Origin of the sequence: Mangrovibacillus sp. Mu-81 (assembly GCF_036867415.1) — a bacterium.
GTDB lineage: Bacteria > Bacillota > Bacilli > Bacillales > Bacillaceae_B > Rossellomorea.
Genome location: NZ_JBAJHU010000008.1, coordinates 1 through 21472, shown reverse-complemented (window position 1 = coordinate 21472; position 21472 = coordinate 1). Strand labels below are relative to the sequence as shown.

Annotated in this window: 26 protein-coding genes; 1 reads left to right on the top strand and 25 read right to left on the bottom strand. The window is 42.1% G+C overall.

Annotation, left to right across the window (positions count from 1 at the left end):
- Positions 1–41 precede the first annotated feature (41 nt).
- The 19 genes from aroH to V6B33_RS15455 form a co-directional block, all read right to left on the bottom strand.
- Entirely contained in the window at positions 42–413 is a 372-nt protein-coding gene (gene aroH / locus V6B33_RS15545) for a chorismate mutase (protein ID WP_334218673.1), read from the bottom strand.
- A 25-nt stretch (positions 414–438) separates the two neighbouring features.
- Positions 439–1542: a 3-dehydroquinate synthase gene (gene aroB, locus V6B33_RS15540; protein ID WP_334218672.1), complete on the bottom strand. Its 1104-nt coding sequence runs from the start codon at positions 1540–1542 to the stop codon at positions 439–441.
- Entirely contained in the window at positions 1543–2715 is a 1173-nt protein-coding gene (gene aroC / locus V6B33_RS15535) for a chorismate synthase (protein WP_334218671.1), read from the bottom strand.
- 247 nt (positions 2716–2962) lie between these two features.
- Positions 2963–3736, bottom strand: coding sequence for a CheR family methyltransferase (locus V6B33_RS15530; protein WP_334218670.1), 774 nt, complete (start codon positions 3734–3736; stop codon positions 2963–2965).
- 209 nt (positions 3737–3945) lie between these two features.
- Positions 3946–4392: a nucleoside-diphosphate kinase gene (gene ndk, locus V6B33_RS15525; protein ID WP_334218669.1), complete on the bottom strand. Its 447-nt coding sequence runs from the start codon at positions 4390–4392 to the stop codon at positions 3946–3948.
- Positions 4393–4494: 102 nt separating this feature from the next.
- Positions 4495–5457: a heptaprenyl diphosphate synthase component II gene (hepT, locus tag V6B33_RS15520; RefSeq protein WP_334218668.1), complete on the bottom strand. Its 963-nt coding sequence runs from the start codon at positions 5455–5457 to the stop codon at positions 4495–4497.
- A gap of 34 nt (positions 5458–5491) precedes the next feature.
- Positions 5492–6196, bottom strand: a complete 705-nt coding sequence (locus V6B33_RS15515) for a demethylmenaquinone methyltransferase (protein ID WP_334218667.1) — start codon at positions 6194–6196, stop codon at positions 5492–5494.
- A 5-nt stretch (positions 6197–6201) separates the two neighbouring features.
- Positions 6202–7011: a heptaprenyl diphosphate synthase component 1 gene (locus V6B33_RS15510; protein ID WP_334218666.1), complete on the bottom strand. Its 810-nt coding sequence runs from the start codon at positions 7009–7011 to the stop codon at positions 6202–6204.
- A 199-nt stretch (positions 7012–7210) separates the two neighbouring features.
- Positions 7211–7432 carry a trp RNA-binding attenuation protein MtrB gene (gene mtrB / locus V6B33_RS15505; protein WP_334218665.1) on the bottom strand — a complete coding sequence of 74 codons (222 nt, stop codon included), beginning with the start codon at positions 7430–7432 and terminating at the stop codon, positions 7211–7213.
- Between the two features lie 17 nt (positions 7433–7449).
- Positions 7450–8016 (bottom strand): GTP cyclohydrolase I FolE, encoded by a 567-nt coding sequence (gene folE / locus V6B33_RS15500; protein ID WP_334218664.1) that lies wholly within the window; start codon positions 8014–8016, stop codon positions 7450–7452.
- A 239-nt stretch (positions 8017–8255) separates the two neighbouring features.
- On the bottom strand, positions 8256–8528 hold the full coding sequence (locus V6B33_RS15495) for an HU family DNA-binding protein (protein WP_172251611.1): 273 nt from the start codon (positions 8526–8528) through the stop codon (positions 8256–8258).
- 488 nt (positions 8529–9016) lie between these two features.
- Positions 9017–10495, bottom strand: a complete 1479-nt coding sequence (gene spoIVA, locus V6B33_RS15490; protein ID WP_334218663.1) for a stage IV sporulation protein A — start codon at positions 10493–10495, stop codon at positions 9017–9019.
- 248 nt (positions 10496–10743) lie between these two features.
- Positions 10744–11454 (bottom strand): hypothetical protein, encoded by a 711-nt coding sequence (locus V6B33_RS15485; protein WP_334218662.1) that lies wholly within the window; start codon positions 11452–11454, stop codon positions 10744–10746.
- Between the two features lie 29 nt (positions 11455–11483).
- A complete protein-coding gene (locus V6B33_RS15480; protein WP_334218661.1) occupies positions 11484–11681 on the bottom strand; it encodes a DUF2768 domain-containing protein in 198 nt (65 codons plus the stop codon).
- Between the two features lie 307 nt (positions 11682–11988).
- Complete coding sequence (locus V6B33_RS15475; protein WP_334218660.1) at positions 11989–13032, bottom strand: NAD(P)H-dependent glycerol-3-phosphate dehydrogenase; 1044 nt, start codon at positions 13030–13032, stop codon at positions 11989–11991.
- Between the two features lie 16 nt (positions 13033–13048).
- The gene (der, locus tag V6B33_RS15470; protein WP_334218659.1) at positions 13049–14359 is read right to left on the bottom strand and encodes a ribosome biogenesis GTPase Der; all 1311 of its coding nucleotides are present in this window, start codon (positions 14357–14359) and stop codon (positions 13049–13051) included.
- Between the two features lie 180 nt (positions 14360–14539).
- Positions 14540–14731, bottom strand: a complete 192-nt coding sequence (locus tag V6B33_RS15465) for a capping complex subunit for YIEGIA (RefSeq protein ID WP_334218658.1) — start codon at positions 14729–14731, stop codon at positions 14540–14542.
- Positions 14728–15624: a YIEGIA family protein gene (locus tag V6B33_RS15460; RefSeq protein WP_334218657.1), complete on the bottom strand. Its 897-nt coding sequence runs from the start codon at positions 15622–15624 to the stop codon at positions 14728–14730. The genes V6B33_RS15465 and V6B33_RS15460 overlap by 4 nt, the downstream gene beginning before the upstream one ends.
- Positions 15621–16235, bottom strand: coding sequence for a YphA family membrane protein (locus V6B33_RS15455; RefSeq protein WP_334218656.1), 615 nt, complete (start codon positions 16233–16235; stop codon positions 15621–15623). Before V6B33_RS15455 ends, V6B33_RS15460 begins: the two co-directional genes overlap by 4 nt.
- A gap of 103 nt (positions 16236–16338) precedes the next feature.
- Here V6B33_RS15455 and V6B33_RS15450 point away from each other — a divergent pair, with 103 nt between their 5' ends.
- Positions 16339–16470 (top strand): YpzI family protein, encoded by a 132-nt coding sequence (locus V6B33_RS15450; protein ID WP_334218655.1) that lies wholly within the window; start codon positions 16339–16341, stop codon positions 16468–16470.
- A 116-nt stretch (positions 16471–16586) separates the two neighbouring features.
- On the opposite strand, the gene fni is transcribed toward V6B33_RS15450, so the two are convergent.
- The 6 genes from fni to V6B33_RS15420 all read right to left on the bottom strand — a co-directional run bounded on the left by fni (position 16587) and on the right by V6B33_RS15420 (position 21203).
- A complete protein-coding gene (gene fni / locus V6B33_RS15445) occupies positions 16587–17645 on the bottom strand; it encodes a type 2 isopentenyl-diphosphate Delta-isomerase (protein ID WP_334218654.1) in 1059 nt (352 codons plus the stop codon).
- A gap of 16 nt (positions 17646–17661) precedes the next feature.
- Complete coding sequence (rpsA, locus tag V6B33_RS15440) at positions 17662–18795, bottom strand: 30S ribosomal protein S1 (RefSeq protein ID WP_334218821.1); 1134 nt, start codon at positions 18793–18795, stop codon at positions 17662–17664.
- Between the two features lie 123 nt (positions 18796–18918).
- Entirely contained in the window at positions 18919–19491 is a 573-nt protein-coding gene (locus tag V6B33_RS15435) for a lysophospholipid acyltransferase family protein (RefSeq protein ID WP_334218653.1), read from the bottom strand.
- A gap of 1 nt (position 19492) precedes the next feature.
- A complete protein-coding gene (gene cmk, locus V6B33_RS15430) occupies positions 19493–20158 on the bottom strand; it encodes a (d)CMP kinase (protein ID WP_334218820.1) in 666 nt (221 codons plus the stop codon).
- 154 nt (positions 20159–20312) lie between these two features.
- On the bottom strand, positions 20313–20501 hold the full coding sequence (locus tag V6B33_RS15425) for a YpfB family protein (protein ID WP_334218652.1): 189 nt from the start codon (positions 20499–20501) through the stop codon (positions 20313–20315).
- 54 nt (positions 20502–20555) lie between these two features.
- On the bottom strand, positions 20556–21203 hold the full coding sequence (locus tag V6B33_RS15420) for a flagellar brake protein (protein ID WP_334218651.1): 648 nt from the start codon (positions 21201–21203) through the stop codon (positions 20556–20558).
- Between the last annotated feature and the right edge of the window lie 269 nt (positions 21204–21472).

Sequence of the window (21472 nt, the reverse complement as noted above, 5' to 3'; positions counted from 1 at the left end):
TCCTTTCAATCCGTATGTCGACTGACTATTTATACCTATACTTATTCCTTATTGAGCAAATCGGGTCTCAGTGAGACGGCATTCTTCAAATAAATATGCTGGATATCTTTTTGCGGGCATGCTGTATTATAATGGATCATCACCCTTATACATCGTTCCAGCCCGCCTGGTACATTGAGTTCCTGCATACACATGACGGGAACGAATTTCCAATCTTTAAAGTGCCTCAATGCTTTTGCAGGAAACGCTTCCGTTATATCTGAAGTCGTAGATATGAAGACGGACGCCACCTTATCGTGATCAATATGGTTATGTAGAATCATTTGATTCAGCAGTTCATGAGTTGAATGGAGAATTTCCTTTTCGTTATTCTCTTCAACTGTAGTCGCTCCCCTGATTCCCCTCATCATCATTCTCACTCTCCCTTTTTTCTATTCTCTATTTGTCACCAATCCATTTAGGAATATCCCGTATGAATCGATCTGCCGCAGCGAGTCCTTCTAGAGGGACATTTGATAGTATGGGATGCCCTATTTCTCTTAACAGCACGAATACCGGGGTACGGTCTTTTGATTTTTTGTCACTTTTCATCTTTTCCAAAAGATGGTCGAACGTAATTTTATCTTCGATGGACAGATCGTAACCCAACGAACTCACCCAGCGCACAAACTCTTCAAGGTTGATTGAAAGTCCGCAATATCTTTTACTGAGATAAAGAGCATACACCATCCCGATCATGACCGATTCACCATGGGTCCGCTTTCCATATCCGCAGGCGCTTTCAACAGCATGCCCGTATGTGTGTCCTAAATTCAGGTATGCCCGGATGTCCGCTTCTTTCTCGTCTTTCGAAACGATATCTGCTTTGACTTTGATCCCTTTTAACAGACAGTCAAGGATAAAGTCATCGCGCAGGTCACTCACAGCTGTGAAGTTCGTTTTCAATTCCTCAAGGAATGAAGCTTGTGATAGAAATGCGTGCTTGATCACTTCAGCATAGCCTGAAAGAACTTCTTTTGCAGGTAAACTGTCAAAATAGTCAAGGTCGAAAAAGACGCCTTCCGGCTGATAGAATTGACCGACCATGTTCTTTCCCATGGGATGATTGATCGCTACTTTCCCCCCGACTGCGCTGTCATGGGCGAGTATAGTTGTAGGTACGCCAATGAAAGGTATGCCTCTCATATAGGTCGACGCTACAAAACCAGCAAGATCCCCTATGGCTCCACCTCCAAATGCGATCACAAGAGACTTTCTGTCGACGTGGTTGCAGAGACCATGTGTTATAGCATCCTGATAAACAGCAAAGCTCTTTGACTGCTCCCCTGGAGGAGCCGTATAAATCGTTATTGGATAGAATCGCTTAAGGTCATTTGCAAAACCCTGACCGTAAAGTGAAAAGACTGCTTCATCTGCAATAATCCAAACAGTGGAGATGTCGGGAAATTGAGCAGAAATGAAAGTTGTGATGTTCTCTGTTATTCCTTTCCCAAGCAGCACATCATATGACTTTGAAGAAGTTCTCACATGTATTTTTTTCATTTAATATTCCTTCGTTTCTCTCCGGAGTGTTTCAACATCCCTTTGGAGCTTATCAAATTGATCACTGTGAAACTGTTCCGTGATCGCTTCTGCCAATTCCCATGCAACGACTGCCTCAGCCACTACACTTGCGGCAGGCACTGCACAACTGTCAGACCTTTCGATACTTGCTTTAAATGGCTCCTTTGTATCGATATCCACGCTTTGCAGCGGTTTATACAGCGTTGGGATGGGCTTCATGACACCTTTAATGTGGATAGGCATCCCCGTTGTCATCCCGCCTTCAAATCCACCCAATCTATTCGTTCTTCTGTAGTAACCTTTTTCCTCACTCCAAAGTATTTCATCATGCACTTCACTGCCTGGTTTTCTTGCCATTTCAAACCCCAGTCCGAATTCAACACCTTTAAATGCATTGATGCTCATGATGGCACGGGCCAGTTTAGCATCAAGCTTTCTGTCGTAATGTACATAACTGCCGACCCCTTGCGGCATTCCTTCCACAATCACTTCCACGACTCCTCCAATTGAGTCGCCGTTTTTCTTTGCTTCATCTATTAAATTCATCATTTTGCTTGCCGCATTACCGTCAAGACAGCGGACAGGCGATTCCTCTGTTCTTTCTTTTAAATCATTTATCGAATCGTAGTTTACGTTTTCTGCTTTGATTCCGCCGATTTCAAGTACGTGGCCTACCACTTCTATACCTAGAAGATTTAACAACTTTTTAGCGACCGACCCAGCTGCCACCCGGACAGTGGTTTCTCTTGCCGACGATCGTTCAAGGACATTCCGCAGATCACGGTGGCCATATTTCATACCTCCAACCAAATCGGCATGTCCCGGTCTTGGACGTGAAATTTTTCTCTTCACTTCATCTTCCTCGCCAGGTGATATAGGCTCTATACCCATCACTTTCGTCCAATGGGTCCAATCTTTATTCTCGACTACCAGCCCAAGAGGTGAACCAAGCGTATATCCGTGCCGCACACCTCCGACGATTGAAACGCGGTCTTTCTCTATCTGCATCCTGCGTCCGCGCCCATAGCCTTTCTGCCTTCTTGCCAAGTCCCCGTTGATGTCTTCTGCTTCTATCGGCATACCAGCCGGCAAGCCTTCGATGATCGTCGTCAATTGCGGACCATGAGACTCTCCTGATGTTAAATATCTCATAACACTTTCCCCCTTCAACTCGTTAAAGAATTATGTACCAATATAACATAAGTATTCTATTCATTCCTAGTACTATCTTCAAAAAAATTTAGAGAGTTGCCGCTGTCCTCCCGGATACCTGTTTTCACCCAATTGTGCACAAAAATATCAACATTCACTGGAGACTTGTCCAGATAAAGAATAAAACGATGAATATTGAAGCATCGCAGTTCGAAAGCTGCAAGCCTCTTTATCCATCGTTCATTAATCATATTTTCTTATAAAAGAATGTATCCTCGGATTGGAAACCGTATTGACCAGGGTTGAAAATCTGTTCCGTGCTCCCTACGAAGAATACCCCGCCCGTTTTCAGGGATTCATTGAATTTTTTATATAAATGATCCTTTGCTTCTTCTGTAAAGTAGATTAGAACATTTCGGCAAACAATCAAATCAAAATCCTTTTCAAATGAATCCGCAAGCAGATTTTGCTGTTTGAAAGTCACGGCACTCTTAATTTCTTCTTTTACTTTATATAGAGGTCCTTCTGAAGTGAAGAACTTATGTTTGATTTCAGCGGGTACTTCTGACAGTGATCGTTCGGGATAGATTGCATGCTCTGCTCTTTGCAGTGCATTCCTGTCTAAATCCGTTGCCAGGATATCGAGCCGGGAAAGTGGAAGATAATTTGAAAGCATCATGGCTAAGGTATAGGGTTCTTCCCCGGTCGAACATGCTGCACTCCAAACCTTCAATGTCCCCTTACCCTTTAATAGTCTGGGCAGGATTTGTGTCTCGAGAACATCCCACCTTTTATAGTTCCGGTAGAATTCAGAAACATTGATCGTCATCCGGTCCAGGAATTCAGCCATATGCCCTTCATCCGTACTAATGGTCATATAATAATCATGAAAGCTGGTGTATCCCTTTTTCTCATACAGCGCTGTGAGTCTTCTTTTCATTTGCGCTTCTTTATACAGGGATAAATCAATCCCGGTCCTTCTTTTTATGCCTTGGATGAAATCACTATAGTCATTAACCATTCTTACTCACTCTCTCTGCAGCATTACTGAATTATTTATGTATATAAGATATATCGAACAGAGTTGGAAATTCTTAATATTAATTTTCAAAATACTAGGATTCATTATGCTGATTTTGGCAAATCAACAAATTGAAATTACGGTATCAGCGCATAAAAAAGACAAGCCATCGCTGACTTGTCTTCTCGTCCTTCTATAGAAAGCGCGGATTAATAGATCCACTCGTTCATTAGTTTTGAATATTCAACAAGCTCTTCTTCTTTGAAGAATAAGCCGATTTCCCTTACAGCGCTTTCAGAAGAGTCAGAACCATGGATAATGTTCTTTCCTACTGTCAGGCCAAAGTCACCGCGGATCGTCCCAACAGCAGCATCTTTGGGGTTTGTAGCGCCCATCATTCCACGTGCTGTAGAAATGACATTCTCTCCTTGCCATACCATAGCAAAAACAGGACCAGACGTAATAAAGTCAACAAGTTCACCAAAGAAAGGTCTTTCTTTATGTTCACCATAGTGCTCTGAAGCAAGTTCATCAGAGATGCTCATTAGCTTGGCACCGACTAATTGGAAGCCTTTTTTCTCAAAGCGTGATACGATATCACCGATTAACCCTCTTTGCACGCCGTCAGGCTTTACCATTAAAAACGTTTTTTCCATCTTCCCCACTCCTAATTATGTATGTATAGTCTGTCCGAGGACGTCCCACGAAAATATTAACAGAGTTTAGGGGTTTTGGCAACGTTTCCATTTTAAATTTTCTTAATATTTTCTTTTGCCTATAAAGTTTGCGATATTCTTGAGAGTCTTCTTTACGCGGTTATGCGGCAAAGATTCCAGATCTCTTAAAGCCCTGTCCAGGTACATTCTGCTGACACGGTGAGAACGTTCGATGGCATCCGAAGCAAGGATCGAGGAAATCACCTCTTTCATGTCTTCAGGTGATGTTTCTTCCGTAATCTTCTCTACTTCAGCTCTGAGAACAGGATCTTCCATAGCATACAAGATCGGCAGGGTGATATTCCCCTGCCATAGATCACTGCCAGCGGGCTTCCCTAACTCTTCTTCACTCGCTGTCAGATCCAATATGTCGTCCGTGATCTGAAAGCTCATCCCAACATTATATCCGAATCGGAACAACCTTCTATGTACTTCTTCAGGGGCTCCTGAAGAAATGGCACCCAATTGACAACTGACGGCGATCAATAAAGCTGTCTTCCGTTTGATTCTCAATAAATAATCTCTCAGATTCTGATCATAACGGTATTTATCCTTGATCTGGGCTATTTCGCCTTTACAAAGCTCAACGATTGTATGGGAGAGGATCTTATGCGCTTCTGGATTTTTTATATGCGTCATATATTCCAAACCACGTGCAAAAATATAATCTCCCGTGTACATGGCGATCCGATTATCCCACTGCGCTTTTATCGTAGGTTTCCCTCTTCTCAATTCCGCATCATCAATCACATCATCGTGGACCAGCGACGCCATATGGATCAGCTCCAAGGCGACAGCCACATTTTTCACGGAGTCAATATGGTAATCCCCGAATTTTGCTGAAAGCAAGACAAAAACAGGACGGATCCGTTTTCCGCCAGCTTGCAGAAGATGCAGGGATGCTTGATTCAGGAGTCTGGAATCTGATTCAATGGCTGATTCAAGTTCCATTTCAATTTGATCTATGTCTGTTTTTAGAAAGGAATATATCCTGTTTAGCTTCATAGTTAATCCACCCAGTATACTGATTTGCGATTTTCTATTTCTTGTACCCTACATGCATAGCCGCCACTCCGCCGCTATAAGGTTTAAAATATATGTCTTTAAAGTCCGCTTGTCTATACATATCTGCCAATTCCTTCATCCCCGGGAAATCGCGGGCAGATTCCTGCAGCCATGAATATTCAGTAAAGCTTTTGGCAAAGATTCTTCCGAACACAGGCATGATGAATCTGAAGTACATATAGTAAAGCTGTTTGAATCCAAACATTGTCGGCTGCGATGTTTCCAGACATACAGCCATTCCGCCAGGTTTCAACACCCGGTTCATTTCTTTTAGGACATGTAAATAGTCAGGTACATTCCTTAACCCAAATCCGATGGTGACATAATCGAATGTATCGTCTTCAAAAGGCAGTTCCATAGCATTCCCGTGAATAAGCTCAATATTTGAGAGGTGCGATTCTTTTACTTTACCTTTTCCAATCGACAGCATGTTCTGACTGAAATCCAGGCCGAATACTTTTCCTTTCTCTCCAACTTGCTCACCGATCGCAAGCGTCCAGTCTGCCGTTCCGCAGCACACATCCAATGCTTTGGATCCTTTTTTCACATCCATGTGCTTCATTGTTTCCTTTCGCCATTTTTTATGCTGCTGGAAACTGATTACTGAGTTCATTTTGTCATAATTCGAGTAAATCTTCTCGAAAACGCCATGAACTTTTTGTTCTTTAGACTGTTGCATAACTTTTACCCTTCTTCCGCATATAATTTCGTGATAAGCAGAGACTCAGTGAAAGGAAGAAAATCCATGAGTAATTCCCTGACAGCAGGTGCTGCCGGCTCTTTCTCATCTAACTGATTTTCTATGTCTTTCAGAATCACATCCATTGTGCCTTCGATGGCGGACAGTATAAGATGACCTTTCACAGGCTCTCCTGGTTGTTCCAAAAGAGTGGCTAAAGCATCAGTGAAAATGGTTTTCTGCGAGTTCTCGAATGCTAGGCGCTCTTGTAAGAGTCTATTATACAAAAGTGTGTCTGACAGAAGGGGAATCCATTCTTCCTGTTGTATAAACTCATAGAAATGGCCGACAATTGACGTTTCTATGATCCTTACACTTTCCATCAATTCATTGATGGATGTGCATTCTTTTTTATACATCGATATCTTGCACTCATTAATTTTTTTAATTGCACTGGATAATGCTTCGATCAGATCTACGTCCTCTGTATCTGCTAGCGTTTTATAATAAAGACTGCTGAAGTATACTCCAGCAAGTACCGTTAACTGTCTTTCTTTAAGTGAATCCTGTTCAGAAACCGTTACCTTCTCGTGGGTCTCAAGGGCAACATGTAAAAACATAGCAGTAGAAATCCACTTTATTTCTTTATGTGTGACCATTCGCTGTTCATTCATAAATGGAAGGAGCAGGCAGCTGATACGATTTCGATCAATATAAGGGTGATCGATGTACTCCTTCAAATAAGAGTGATGAAGCTTTTCTTCTATGTATTGATGAATGATATTCGCTTGATGATCGTAATCAATGAATTTCATACCCATTTCCCCATTTCTACTATGTTTCACACTAAAAATTTCAGCAATAAGTATTATACCATAAAACATTCAAAAATAGGGAACCATCGACCTGGCCACAGATGCAAAGATCAATCAGCTTCCGGTGTCCGGTTCACACTGATATAACAAAGGGGACGACTAAGAATATGGCTCTTGGTTCGTCCCGCATGTACAAGTGCTATTTTTTGTTTTCACTTTCAATTTCTCCGTAATTGGTAAGGATGGTGGCTTTACCTCTTACTTTGATTGCAGAAGTGTGATCAGTGAATTGTGCAATCATCACTTCCCCTTTATCAAGTTTCTCAGAATGATGAAAGCGTGTATCCGTACCCCTTGTCAACCCAATTACGTTAACACCGTCTTCTGCTGCCTTAATGACTACATAATCGTTTGAATTCATTGGACCCACTCCTGTACTTACTTTTTAATGAATGAAAGCACTTCGCTGCGCGCTTGGGAATCCTCTTTGAACGTTCCACGCACTGCTGTCGTCACTGTGCTTGATCCGGGTTTTTTTACCCCTCTCATCGTCATGCACATATGTTCAGCTTCAACAACTACCATGACACCATACGGTTCCAGTGTTTCCATGATAGAATCGGCTACCGTCGACGTGATTCTTTCCTGAAGCTGCGGCCTTCTTGCGACAGATTCTACCGCTCTTGCCAACTTACTCAGTCCGGTAACTCTCCCATTCCGGGGGATATACGCAACATGCGCACGACCATAGAAAGGAACAAGGTGGTGTTCGCACATTGAATAAAAAGGTATATCTTTAACAAGGACCAGCTCTTCGTGGTCTTCACTGAAAATAGTTTCAAAATATTCTTTAGGATCATGATCTATTCCCGAGAAAACTTCTGCATACATTTTCGCAACCCGCTTAGGTGTATCCAGTAACCCTTCTCTATTAGGATTTTCTCCTATTGCTTCCAGTATTAAACGCACCGCTTCTTCAATTTGGCTATGGTTGACTTCTGCCATTATGTTGTCCTCCTACTATCTCTTAAAGAAATAAACTAACATTGTTAATATTAGCATAAGCCAATAATCTCATAAAGCCCAGTGCTTTCGAATTTTTCAAAAAAACACTTTTATACACTGCTGACGAGTTCCTTGCAAGGATTTCCCCTTTTGCGTCTTCGCGATGAGCCTCGGCCATTCCCGGCTTAAAAGAAAAAAGACCGCATAAATGCGGTCTTCCTCACGCTCAAAGTATGTAATTATTTTACAGCTTCTTTAAGCGCTTTACCTGGTTTGAAAGCAGGTACTTTGCTAGCTGAGATTTCGATCTCTTCACCTGTTTGTGGGTTGCGACCTTTACGGGCTGCACGCTCACGTACTTCGAAGTTACCGAATCCGATTAATTGTACTTTATCACCTTTTGCAAGTGAATCTTGAATTGTATCGAAAACAGCGTCAACCGCTTTAGTAGCGTCCTTCTTAGATAGCTCAGCAGCTTCTGCAACAGCATTGATTAATTCTGTCTTGTTCATGCCATTCACCTCCTCCCAAGGAAATGTCTCAGTCATGATTCATTTACTTTAATATCATTAGTAAACAACTTTAGCGTATTCTATACATGAAGCATAGAAAAAACGCTTGAAAACGTTGCTGAATCAATATTCAACAACAATTCTGTTAAAAGATTATCACAATAGATTGTGCTTAGCAAGAATAAATCAAGAAATAATGGGAATCTTTTCTTATTTGATACATAAATGTAATAGAATCTCCTCTTTTTCCCTTTATATTGCTATTTCTTGAAGTTTTCCTTCAGAAAGAAAGCGCTTCACAATGTCCATTGCTCTTAAACAGTTCCCATTCTTTCAGGCAGTTAAACATGAAGGTTAATAACTTTATCATCTTTAGGAATAAAACCTGCTATCGCCGCTTTTGATTTTCAATCCTCCTGCTTTGTTCATGTATTCTCAAAAGTTTAAATCAAACAAAAAAAGACCCTCATAAGAGAGTCTCAACATGTTTATAGGATAATAGCGATTAATCCGCCGGAGCCTTCGTTGATGATTCTTTCGAGTGTATCTTTCAGTTTGTATCGGGCATTTTCAGGCATTAGTGACAGTTTGGCCGAGATGCCTTCTCTGACGATGGAACTTAAGCTTCTTCCGAAGATATCAGAGTTCCAGATCGACAGCGGATCATCTTCAAAATCCTGCATTAAGTAGCGGACAAGTTCTTCGCTTTGTTTTTCCGTTCCGATAATCGGTTCGAATTTGGATTGAACATCTACTTTAATCATATGAATCGAAGGGGCCACGGCTTTTAGACTCACTCCGAATCGTGCTCCCTGGCGTATGATTTCCGGTTCATCCAGACTCATGTCATTCAGGGAAGGTGCGGCTATTCCGTATCCGGTCTGCTTCACCATTCTCAGTGCATCCGAGATTTGATCATATTCTGCTTTTGCATGTGCAAAGTCCTGCATCAGCTCGAGCAAGTGATCTTTCCCTCGAATTTCAACCCCTACAATTTCCTTCAATACTTCATCATATAGTTCATCCGGCGCATAAAGATCGATTTCAGCAATTCCCTGCCCCATATCAATGCCGGCCAGGCCTGCTCTCTCGATGTGCTCAAACTCGCTGAAGTAATGGACGACCCGGTCCACATCACGAAGCCGCTTGATATCTTTGACTGTTTCCTTAACCGCTTCCTGATAATTTTGTCTGAGCCAATGTTCTTCTTTCAATACCATTACCCAGCTCGGTAAATTCACATTCACTTCCAGCACCGGGAATTCGAACAAAGCTTCACGCATTACATTCAGTACATCTGAATCCCTCATACTTTCTACACTCATCGCAAGTACCGGGATATCATATTTCTCCTCCAGGTTCACTCTCAATTCTTCCGTTTCCGTTGCATGCGGTCTTGCCGAGTTGATGACCATGATAAATGGTTTACCAACTTCCTTTAACTCCTCGATGACTCGTTCTTCTGCTTGGATATAGTCACTTCTCCCAATCTCACCGATCGATCCATCGGTCGTGACTACCACTCCTATTGTAGAATGCTCCTGAATTACCTTACGTGTTCCGATTTCAGCCGCTTCATGAAATGGGATTGGCTCTTCATACCATGGTGTATTGATCATTCTCGGGCCGTTTTCATCTTCGTAGCCTTTTGCACCGGGTACTGTGTATCCGACACAGTCTACCAATCTCACATTTACCTCTAAACCTTCGTCCACATGTACAGATATCGCCTGATTAGGTACGAATTTAGGTTCTGTTGTCATGATTGTCTTCCCTGCAGCACTCTGCGGCAGTTCATCCTGCGCTCTGGCACGTTCAGATTCACTTACAATATTAGGAAGGACAACAAGTTCCATGAACTTCTTGATGAAGGTAGATTTTCCTGTTCTTACAGCTCCCACCACGCCTAAATAGATATCTCCGCCTGTTCTTTCAGCAATGTCTTTAAATAGATCGACTCTTTCCAAGAGATTCCCTCCCATCTTATATTCCAGGGATGTTTCATCCGTGTATTCTGACTCACATTCTATATTTATGATGTTGTCCTAATGACTTATGACTATTAATATGATTTTTTTACCTCCTTATGACTAAAAATTGAATTTATTATGTCGTAGCAATTATGTTCAGGTTCAATTGATGAAAGCTCCCTTAAAGGATGACATAAAATAATAACCCTTCTCCTACAATATATTTTGCAAGAAAAGGGTTATGCCTATTTTGTCATAAAGACGGGTTCTTTCTTTTCATCCACTGTATACGGGAGTGAGTATGCCGGAACGAATAAAGAATCGTCGGTCAGTAAATGACGGATGTCTTCTCCTCTTTCAGGGATCTTTTCGGCTGATTGGAGCTGTTCATAGAGATCCATGGAATAATCCACGAATATTTCTCCGCTTCCATTGATTACAAGCGGAAGTTTCTTATTGGAATAGGGGCTGTCCACATACACTTCCCCGTCATATCCTATTTCCTCGTAGTTCAATTTATATACATTCGGTGCTACTTCTTTTTTAAAAGGAGGGTAATCTCCCGCTTGGATCCTGATGTTAATTCCCCTAATTGTTTCGGCCATTCTGAGATCGAATATTTTCACAGTCGGGTTTTCCTCGACATCCATTAAGACATATTGAAAAATCCCCCCGTTCTCAAATGCGTTCCCCGGGATCTCAGGCAAATACTGAGGAGATAACTTTTTAAAGTCGACTGGATACTTTTGATAAATCGATGTGTCCTGGTCTCTGGTCTTGATCGGGAGCAGACCGTTAGTATCTTTCTGATACTGCTTAACAGCTTCTTGAACAGCTTTCACTTGGGTGTCATAGGGTATCTGATTTTGACTGAGATTCTCTTCAGGATAGAGACAGCCAGTCAGTACCGTCATGGTCAATAATAAGATCATTCCGGTTAAGCCAATACGTTTCAATCTGCAAACTTCCTTTCACTGGTATCTGCTTAATGAGTGGGACCGCTTAATACGATATAGATCATCATGAGTCCGCCTGCTATCATCAATATGTATGCCATAAACGCCGTGATAAAACGAATGAATTTTTGTTTGATTTTGTAGCGGCTGAAATAAATCATCAATATTGCAAAAAACATAAATCCCATTGATGCAAACGATATCCACATTTTCATCATAGAAGTCATGGTACATCCCTCCTGTTATCGAATGTATTATATCACAAGTCAATTCTAAAAGAATGTGTGTTCAATAAAATGTCAGAATGATGTTTCCCATCATCAAGAATCTCTAAACAAAAAAGAAGAGCGACTCATGAACAGTGCATCACCATGAGAGGTGACACCTGATTCATGAGCTGCTCTAAATTTTGAAAGAGACCTACCCATCCATAGGCAAAGCTGTATATATTCATCACAGTGTATGCAGGGGAAGGACTTTTCGCATCCTCTAATGCCTATTTATAATGCCTATTATTGAAAGATTTCCATTGGGTTATGAGCGTTCTCCCAATATATTCACGATATCTTCCATTTCATCCGTCTTTCCGCGCGACATTAAATGATCGACTGCTTCTTTTGCATTTACATGATTAAATAATACGTCGTATAACGCATTTGTAATCGGCATCTTCACCTCGAATTTTTGTGCCAGCTGATGCCCTGCTTTCGTCGTTCTGACGCCTTCCACAACCATTCCCATGTTTTCCAGGACCTCTTCGAGATTATGCCCTTTTCCGAGCATATTACCGGCCCTCCAGTTTCTGGAGTGGACACTGGTGCATGTAACGATGAGGTCCCCGATGCCGGCTAAGCCTGAAAAGGTAAGCGGGTTGGCTCCCATCTTGGTGCCCAGCCGGGCGATTTCAGCCAGTCCCCTGGTAATCAGAGCAGCTTTGGCATTGTCCCCGTACCCTAATCCGTCTGTGATGCCGGCTGCTAAGGCAATGATGTTCTTTAATGCCCCGCCGATTTCAACACCAAGTAAATCAGGATTGGTGTAAACTCTGAAATTTTGGTTCATAAAAAGGTCTTGGACTTCTTCTGCCGACTTCATATCCTCTGAAGATACTGTCACGGTTGTCGGATGTCTTAAGCTTACCTCTTCTGCATGGCTGGGACCCGACAGGACAACGACCGAATGCAGATTTTCATGAAGCATTTCATCCTCGATGATTTCTGAAATCCTTAAGAGAGTATCAGGTTCAATCCCTTTACTTACATGGACAATCGTAAGCGGATTACTTTGAACTTCCTGGACCTGTCCAAGCACTTGCCTGATCGCTTTCGTCGGAACGGCCAGGATGGCTGTCTCTATTCCATCCAGAGAGGCTTTAAGGTTGGAGTAGCCGACTATGGCTGCAGGAAGTTTTACGTTTTTCAAATATTTATGATTGGTATGATGATCATTGATTTCCTGAATCTGATCCGCTTTATGGCCCCACAATCTTACTTCATGCCCGTTATCAGCCAATACCATGGCAAGAGCTGTCCCCCAGCTTCCTGCGCCAATGACCGTAACTTTTTTAGAATTTTTCATATTTACACCTGCCTCATTATTTTCTTGCGCGTGCGATAATACGAATAGGGGTTCCTTCAAATCCAAATGCATCCCGGATCCTGTTTTCCAGGAATCGTTCGTAAGAGAAGTGCATTAATTCAGGGTCATTCACGAATACAACAAAGGTTGGCGGCTTGACCGCAACTTGGGTCGCATAGTAAATTCTTAATCTCTTACCATTGTCGGTAGGGGTCGGATTCATTGCTACAGCATCCATGACCACTTCATTCAATACACTTGATTGAACGCGCATTGCATGATTTTCACTCGCTTTATTTATAACAGGAAGAAGCGTGTGTATTCTTTTCTTCGTTTTTGCAGAAAGGAAGATGATCGGTGCGTAATCCAGGAACTGAAAATGATCCCGTATATTCTGCTCCCATTTATTCATCGTTTTCTCATCTTTTTCAACTGCATCCCATTTATTTACCACAATGACGACGGCACGACCTGCTTCATGTGCATAACCGGCGATTTTCTTATCCTGTTCTATTATTCCCTCTTCACCGTCTATTACAACCAAAACAACATCAGAGCGTTCGATGGCTCTGAGCGCCCTTAACACACTGTATTTTTCAGTCGTTTCATACACTTTTCCTTTCTTTCTCATGCCTGCAGTATCAATGATGACGTACTCTTGTCCATCAAATGTGTACGAAGAATCGATCGCATCCCGGGTTGTACCAGCTACATTACTCACTATGACCCGGTCCTCCCCTAATAATGCATTAACGAGAGATGATTTACCTACATTCGGCCGGCCGATCAGTGAAAACTTAATGACCTCTTCGCCGTATTCCTCATCAACCTTCTTCTTAAAATGCTTTGCCGCTTCATCAAGCAAGTCACCAAGACCAAGTCCGTGTGATCCCGAGATAGGGAAAGGTTCGCCAAATCCTAATGAATAGAAATCATAGACCATTTCCCTCATTTCAGGATTATCGACTTTATTTACTCCCAATACAACAGGCTTGTTGGAACGATATAAAATCTTAGCTACGATTTCATCGGCAGCTGTGACCCCTTCACGGCCATTCGTCAGGAAAATGATGACGTCGGCTTCATCGATCGCAATTTCAGCCTGCTGCCTGATTTGATCCAGAAACGGCTCATTGCCTAATTCAATTCCACCTGTATCGATAATATTAAATTCATGAGTCAGCCACTCAGCAGAGCTGTATATACGATCCCGTGTAACGCCCGGAACATCTTCTACAATTGAAATTCTTTCCCCGACAATCCTATTAAAAATCGTGGACTTACCAACATTGGGACGTCCTACGATTGCAACAACTGGTTTAGACACTTTTTTCACCCTTTCTTGAATAAGCTTATGATTCTCGCCTTATCCTTTAAGCCTTTTCATTTCCACTGTTTCAACATCCATGCATTTTCAATAATAAAGACTGGCCCATAAGCTGTATTTTCCCTTATGGGTCAGTCCCCTTAACTTTAATATTTTATCAGTAAACGAAAGAACTGGCAATCAATGTTTCACAATGACAAAAAGCCCGTCATCCAATTCATGGGCGATCCCGTCCAATATAGCTTCTAAATTTGCACAGATTTTCTGCAGTTCTTCATCTGTTTTGCAATGGAACACCGTTGTTCCGCTTGGTACTTTTTCAGGTGACGTCGTTACGGCAGCCAGGATGAATTTTTGAATAGTGGTACTCAATCTGCATTTCTCCCCTTTTGGATCGCTTTTGATTCTGATGGCATTCTGATGGCATTTTCAAGCGTCGGCACCTGTCCCAGGATCGCTATGGCTTTCTCAACATCTTTGCGCTGCGGAAGTACAAAGACCGCCACCCTGCCGTCATCCAAATCGCGTTTAGCAAGAGGCGTAAGTGCCGGGGTTCCCGAATCTTTGAAAATCCCGAGTGAAGTCGACATATCATGAAGAATGGCCTGTCTTTGACCGAGGTTGGCTATCGTTGATCTCGCATCGAAGGATTTAGGGGATAACACGAACCCCATTCCATAATTCATGATTTCTTCCTGCCTGACTTTCAGACCGATATTCATAATATAAATGTTATCGACATAAAGACCCGGCCCATCGAAATGGGGTTTGACAAATTTAATGTTAACAATATCTTTGAGTTTTCCGCCCGCCATCAGTTTATGTGAGGTGATCATACATATGACACTGACACCGAGTGCGGCATAAATGTTAAATACAATATAACTCAGCGTAGACAGCAAGGAGGTAAAGATGACCAGGTAATTCCTGCTTTCAAACGCTACTGCTATTCCCTCTATATAAGTTGCCCCCCTTGGGACAAGCTCATAACCATCAAGCTCTGTCAGCGTATTCCTCTCCATATTTCGCACCTCTCGAAACTGCGATGCAGCCACTGTCAGGAAGGTAATCGCCGTGAAGTTCTCTTCCAATAACGCTGGCACTGCAATCGTACCAAGCCCTGCCGCTATAAACCCCAGTGCAATATGTATGATTTTCCCATGTAAATAGGTCGGGTACTGTCTATAATCCGTCCGGAGCATATAAATTCTCGTTATCGTACCCACCACAACTCCAAAGATAACCGGATACACATATTCATTCATATACTTTTAACTTCCCCTTTTTTAGGTGAAATTTTGTTGTTCATCAAGGCATTTACTTCATGAAAGAGTCTCCAGCCCATTGTCAACAGCACCATGTACCCCGCTTTATCCAAGAAACTGTGATTTCCTATCGATTCAACAAACCCGATTTTATTTAGTGTAACGGCAAGTAACACATCCCCCGTCATTCCACCGCTCAATACCGTAAGAAAGAGCATTTTAACCTTTTCCAAGGAACTATAAAATAAAAAGCCGAGGCTCACAGACAGCAGAGCTGCTACCAATTGAGGATCGATGATCATAAGGACGGGATCATAAATGCCAATCATCCCTATTCCTGCATAAGACATCGCAATCGTTAAAAGTCCAATCAACATATACAGTTTCTGTCTTAAACCGAGAGCACGTATATAGAAGAGCGCCAGTACAGCCATAAATACGAATGCCGCATATACTTCGTAAGAAAATATAGTGAAACTATAAGGGAACAGACTAATCAAGCACAGCAAAAGGAACGAATATGTAAATCGTCCATTTGTTTTTTTCTGCATGATAAAAGTTGTATAAATCCATAAACCCCAAGCTACCCATAAAAAAATAATTCCTTCCATGTTCCCATTCCCCCTATTATCTACATTATGGAAAATCTTTATGTAATTCATTCATGCATGTTTCATTTTCTTATTGAAAAAATAAGTAAAGGAGGTGTTATGAATGGGTAGAGACCGTCAAGAGAAGAAATTAAAGCAATCGGGACGCGTGGAATCAGACCGTGACCAGAAACTCGAAAATAAAGGTGCCACAGGAATGGAAAGTCCTGAAGAGTCGAGAAGGAGACAGAAGTAATACTGATTTTCTGTTTTGTAATGGATAAAGGCGATTCTATTTGGAATCGTCTTTCTAATCCCGATTTCATTCAAATAACAAAAAAAGACGAATCCCCAAGGGACTCGCCTTCTGCATTATTTATTCTTTTGTCTGTTACTGAAGCTGGCAGGCTTCTGACCGCGGATCTCCAGCCAATGATGCACTTCCCCTGATAGGATTAAGGGCACAGTATGCAAATCTTGAATCTTTTCACACCCCAGTGCACACATTAGGTATTGTATGTCTGCATGAATCTCGTGCACTTCATTTATTGTTTCATTTAGACCCCTATCAATCATACTTCTCAGAACAGCTCCGGCCATTCCTGCTGAACACGCACCTAAACTTAACGCCTTTACAATCTCAAGGCTGTTTCGAATTCCTCCGGAAGCAATAATCGGCAAATCACTCGAAGTGCATCCTTCAACTATGGAGACAGCAGTAGGAATGCCCCAGTCATCGAAAAAATCCAGCATCCTATGCCTTCGCTGATTTTCTATCCTGGAGAAATTCGTTCCACCGAAGCCTCCGACGTCGATCGCCGAAATAGATGTTTTTGATAGTAATTGTGCTGTTTCCTTACTGATACCGAAACCTGTTTCTTTTACGATCACCGGGACAGATAACGCATCTGAAATTTTTTCGATCCGTTCAAGTGCACCCCTGAAATCCCGGTCACCTTCAGGCATGGTCAGTTCCTGAATGACATTCAAGTGAATCTGAAGTGCATCTGCTTCAATCATTTCCACTGCCTCAATCGCCTGCCGGACAGTTGCTTCGCTGCCAAGATTAGCAAATATCACGCCATCAGGATTATTCTTTCTGACGATCTCATATGTTTTCCGTTCACCTGGGTCCTTCAGTGCCGACATCTGAGAACCAACCGCCAAAGCAACTCCAGTTTCCCGTGCCAGTATTGATAAGTCACTATTGATTTTGGAGGTGTAACCTCCCCCGCCCCCGGTCATCGCATTCACGAAAATTGGCGAACTTAAAGAAAGTTCGCCAATTTGGGACTGAAGATCGATATCAATAAGTGCAGAATCCGATAGGCTTTGATGCACGAATTTCACATCATCAAAACCCGTCATTTCCTGCTGTCCCGTTGAAAGGGCATACTCAATATGATCCCGTTTTCGTTTAGCTCTATTCACAGTCCATCACCATTTTTTATTTTAGGTCTTTTAATTTATCTCCAATCATTTCACCTAATTGGAATCCGGTGTTTTCCTCCGGCATTTCATAATCTGTCACTTCTTCTTCTTTCTCTTCCAATGCTTTTATGCTCAGGGAAAGACGCTGATCAGATTCATTTACATCCAATACTTTTACTTTAACCGATTGGTCTTCTTTTAATACTTCATGTGGTGTGCCGATGTGTTTATGTGAGATTTGTGAGATGTGTACCAATCCTTCAACACCTGGGAATACCTCGACAAATGCCCCATAAGAAACCAATCGTTTAACGATACCATCCAACACGCTTCCTTTAGGTGCCTTATCACTAATATCGCTCCAAGGTCCAGGGAGCGTTTCTTTGATCGATAATGAAATTCGTTCATTATCACGGTCGACACTCAACACTTTCACTTGGACTGTCTGACCTTCAGATACTACATCTGAAGGCTTTTCGACATGCTCGTGGGACAATTGGGAGATATGCACAAGACCATCCACTCCGCCAATGTCAACAAATGCTCCGAAATCAGTGATGCGCTGAACAGTGCCTTCAAGGACGGCTCCAGATTCAATGTCAGTCAGCAGCTTCTTCTTCTGCTGCTGTTTCTCCGCTTCCACTACCGCACGATGAGAGAGGATCAGTCTGTTCTTATCCTGGTCCAATTCTACAATCTTGAATGTAAGCACCTTATCCTTGTAGTCCGCGAAATCTTCCACATAATAATCTTCCACCAACGAGGCTGGCACAAAGCCCCTCACTCCAAGGTCAACAACCAGGCCGCCTTTTACGACATCCTTGACTTCTGCTTCAAAGACGTCTCCATTTTCGAAACGGTTCTTCATTTCTTCCCATGCTTTTTCCGCATCGACTTTACGCTTGGAAAGAACAAGCAGCTCTTCTTCCACTTTTGTCACGATTAACTCCAGTACATCTCCCTCACTGACGACGTCAGAAGCTTTTTCAATGTGAAGGCTTGAGAGTTCACTAATTGGAATGATGCCATCCACTTTACTATCTTGAACATCAACTAGGACTTGTTTCTCTTCGACCTTAGTGACGGTTCCCTTAACTTTTTCACCAATTTCGAGATTTTTCACTTCAATTCCATTCATGTCTTCCATTATGTACTCCTCCTTAATCCATGACTGCAAAGATTTTATTTTTGTGAATTTTTACACAATTTAAATAAATTAGTCTTTCTATTAACTTCTAATAAATACAACTATTTGTCAAGCAAGAAAGTCCGGTTATACCATCAGTTTTTCAATATGCTGCATGATGATTTCCGTCGTTTTTTCTGCATTTAGTTTTTGTTCCTTTACTTCATTCATCGGAATGGGCGGACCATATACCACTTTTAACTTTCTGAAAGGCTTATATGGCCCAATGATTGCACACGGAACCACTTTCGCGTCCGAACGTAAAGCAAAGAATCCAGCTCCGGCCAGACCTTTACCGACCTGCCCCGTTTTACTTCTAGTACCCTCCGGAAACAAGCCTAAAACATTTCCGTCACTCAAAACCTTCAACCCTCGCCGAAGCGCTTCACGATCGCTCATGCCGCGTTTTACAGGAAATGCATGGACCCCTGGTAGAATCTTTCCGAGTATAGGCAGCTTGAACAGTTCCTCTTTCGCCATGAACGAAACAGGTCTGGGAGCAGTGATACCCACTACCGGAGGGTCAAGGTTGTCGATGTGATTAGCACACAGAAGCACTCCGCCTTCTTTCGGGAAATGCTCCAGCCCCGTTATTTCGATGCGATAAAGGGGGGAAAGAATGGCGTTTACCAATCCTCTGGCAAATGAATATAAATTCATATTAACCTTTCCTTTCCACAAGAGACATTATGCGGTCGACCACTTCAGGAATGGTGAGCGAAGTCGTGTCAATCTCAGTGGCATCATCCGCTTTTTTCAAAGGTGCGATTTCACGTTCAGAATCGATTTTATCTCTGAGTGCAATTTCTTCTTTTAACTTTTCCAAATCTGAAGGAAACCCTTTTGAAACATTTTCATCGTGTCTTCTTTGGGCTCTTTCCTCTACGCTTGCTAACAAAAATATTTTGACTTCGGCATCAGGAATGACGTGCGTGCCGATGTCTCTTCCATCCATCACGACTCCGCCTTCACGTGCAAGTCCCTGCTGTCTTTTCACCATTTCTTCTCTGACTTGAGAATGAATGGCTGCATGGGATACAGAGTTTGTTACTTCTGATTGACGAATTTCATTGGTTACATTCACACCGTCCAGGAAAACAAGCTGCCCTTTATCAGAAGGCTCCAATTCAATCTTTGTCGTTTCCAACAGCATTTTCAGTTCTGTTTCATTGTGCATATCTACACCTGACTTCAATGCTTTATATGTCAGGGAACGATACATTGCTCCTGTATCGATATAAAGATAGGATAATCTTCCTGCTACAATTTTAGCGACGGTACTCTTACCCGCTGCTGCAGGTCCGTCAATGGCAATTCTCAACTTCATCAAAACATTCCACCTACTTAACTTCCTTATAATTTCTACCCTATTCTATCATAAAATCGGGCGAACTTCGTAAGAACTTTCTCTCGAACAGCATTCTTATCTATTTAGAATACTCTTTGACAGAGCTCAGCAATAAAAAGAAAGCAGGCTGCTTTCACCTGCTTCGATTTCCTGATATGGTTTCCACTATTTCACTATATTCCATCTTCTCCACCCCTTCATAAAACACGATCCTATGAAGTTCAGGCAGAATATTAAGTTCATGAAAAACAAATTGCACTGCCAGAAGTAAAATAAAATGGACTATGGCGAGTTTTATCAAGATCCGTTCGACTGCTTTCATCGGGTATCATCCTTTTCCTGTCATTAAGAAAAAGTATGTGTAAATGGAGGGATTTTATTCAAGCAGCCCTTTTTTTCTCAATTCTAATTGTCTTTCGAAGCAAAAGCGCATGATAAGTTGACGCTGGGTTTCCGTTAAGTTCAGGAATTGGATGCTTGCAATCGTCTTCTTATTCTTATCCCAAACCCGCACGATACTCCCCTCTATTTCCAGATAGTGACATTCGCCTGTTTGCATCGCAAGGACTATGGTCATGGTGATCCGTGAGCCCCGTTCGATTTCCATTCCTTTCTTTACTAGTACAGCACATCCGCCGGCACTGATATCCTCTGTGACTGTAGGGTGATAGCGGTCATTGAAAAAGAGTGATATATCCGCATTTGCATCTACGCGAACGAATTGTCTCCTTTGTATTTTAACCAGTTCTTCCTCTCCGGGATAGTGAATATGAATCATGGGGATCTTGGCTATCTTTCTGTTCAGGACTTCCGTCTCAAACATCAGGACGGTTTGTTCATTATAAATAAAACTGGCCTTGAGCTGAGTTCCATCAATCAAAAAAACGGTTTTTCCCGTTTTGGTATGTATTGGATAATCAATATAAATACCGTCTCTTCCCATCTCCACTACCCTGCAGCGATATTTTTCTATCGTATCGTTATGTATAGGTTCGAGTTGCAGTGTTATTCCGGCTTTGATCATTGTACATTACTCCCGCTTTCCCGCATCTGATAATATGTATCTATATTATGTCACGTAAAATCTTTCCTTTCCATACTTTTTTTACTAATACATATGTGTTTACAGGAAAACTCGACCGTCTTTCCGTGGATCAAGTGAAAGAGGCTGGGGCAATACAATAAAACAACTGTTCAAAGGCGGACTTTATCAGTGATGTCTCTGAATACCGCTAATGATTTCCGTGCAAGACTTCTCTTTCCGCGGGTAGCCCGTGAGCCTCCTCAGCTAGC

Bases quoted from the DNA above. Each gene is read 5' to 3' on its own strand.
- aroH (WP_334218673.1), bottom strand. From the start codon at position 413: ATGATGATGAGGGGAATCAGGGGAGCGACTACAGTTGAAGAGAATAAC.
- aroB (WP_334218672.1), bottom strand. From the start codon at position 1,542: ATGAAAAAAATACATGTGAGAACTTCTTCAAAGTCATATGATGTGCTG.
- aroC (WP_334218671.1), bottom strand. From the start codon at position 2,715: ATGAGATATTTAACATCAGGAGAGTCTCATGGTCCGCAATTGACGACG.
- V6B33_RS15530 (WP_334218670.1), bottom strand. From the start codon at position 3,736: ATGGTTAATGACTATAGTGATTTCATCCAAGGCATAAAAAGAAGGACC.
- ndk (WP_334218669.1), bottom strand. From the start codon at position 4,392: ATGGAAAAAACGTTTTTAATGGTAAAGCCTGACGGCGTGCAAAGAGGG.
- hepT (WP_334218668.1), bottom strand. From the start codon at position 5,457: ATGAAGCTAAACAGGATATATTCCTTTCTAAAAACAGACATAGATCAA.
- V6B33_RS15515 (WP_334218667.1), bottom strand. From the start codon at position 6,196: ATGCAACAGTCTAAAGAACAAAAAGTTCATGGCGTTTTCGAGAAGATT.
- V6B33_RS15510 (WP_334218666.1), bottom strand. From the start codon at position 7,011: ATGAAATTCATTGATTACGATCATCAAGCGAATATCATTCATCAATAC.
- mtrB (WP_334218665.1), bottom strand. From the start codon at position 7,432: ATGAATTCAAACGATTATGTAGTCATTAAGGCAGCAGAAGACGGTGTT.
- folE (WP_334218664.1), bottom strand. From the start codon at position 8,016: ATGGCAGAAGTCAACCATAGCCAAATTGAAGAAGCGGTGCGTTTAATA.
- V6B33_RS15495 (WP_172251611.1), bottom strand. From the start codon at position 8,528: ATGAACAAGACAGAATTAATCAATGCTGTTGCAGAAGCTGCTGAGCTA.
- V6B33_RS15480 (WP_334218661.1), bottom strand. From the start codon at position 11,681: ATGACTTCTATGATGAAAATGTGGATATCGTTTGCATCAATGGGATTT.
- V6B33_RS15475 (WP_334218660.1), bottom strand. From the start codon at position 13,032: ATGAAAAATTCTAAAAAAGTTACGGTCATTGGCGCAGGAAGCTGGGGG.
- V6B33_RS15460 (WP_334218657.1), bottom strand. From the start codon at position 15,624: ATGAATGAATATGTGTATCCGGTTATCTTTGGAGTTGTGGTGGGTACG.
- V6B33_RS15455 (WP_334218656.1), bottom strand. From the start codon at position 16,235: ATGGAAGGAATTATTTTTTTATGGGTAGCTTGGGGTTTATGGATTTAT.
- V6B33_RS15450 (WP_334218655.1), top strand. From the start codon at position 16,339: ATGGGTAGAGACCGTCAAGAGAAGAAATTAAAGCAATCGGGACGCGTG.
- V6B33_RS15435 (WP_334218653.1), bottom strand. From the start codon at position 19,491: ATGAATTTATATTCATTTGCCAGAGGATTGGTAAACGCCATTCTTTCC.
- cmk (WP_334218820.1), bottom strand. From the start codon at position 20,158: ATGAAGTTGAGAATTGCCATTGACGGACCTGCAGCAGCGGGTAAGAGT.
- V6B33_RS15425 (WP_334218652.1), bottom strand. From the start codon at position 20,501: ATGAAAGCAGTCGAACGGATCTTGATAAAACTCGCCATAGTCCATTTT.
- V6B33_RS15420 (WP_334218651.1), bottom strand. From the start codon at position 21,203: ATGATCAAAGCCGGAATAACACTGCAACTCGAACCTATACATAACGAT.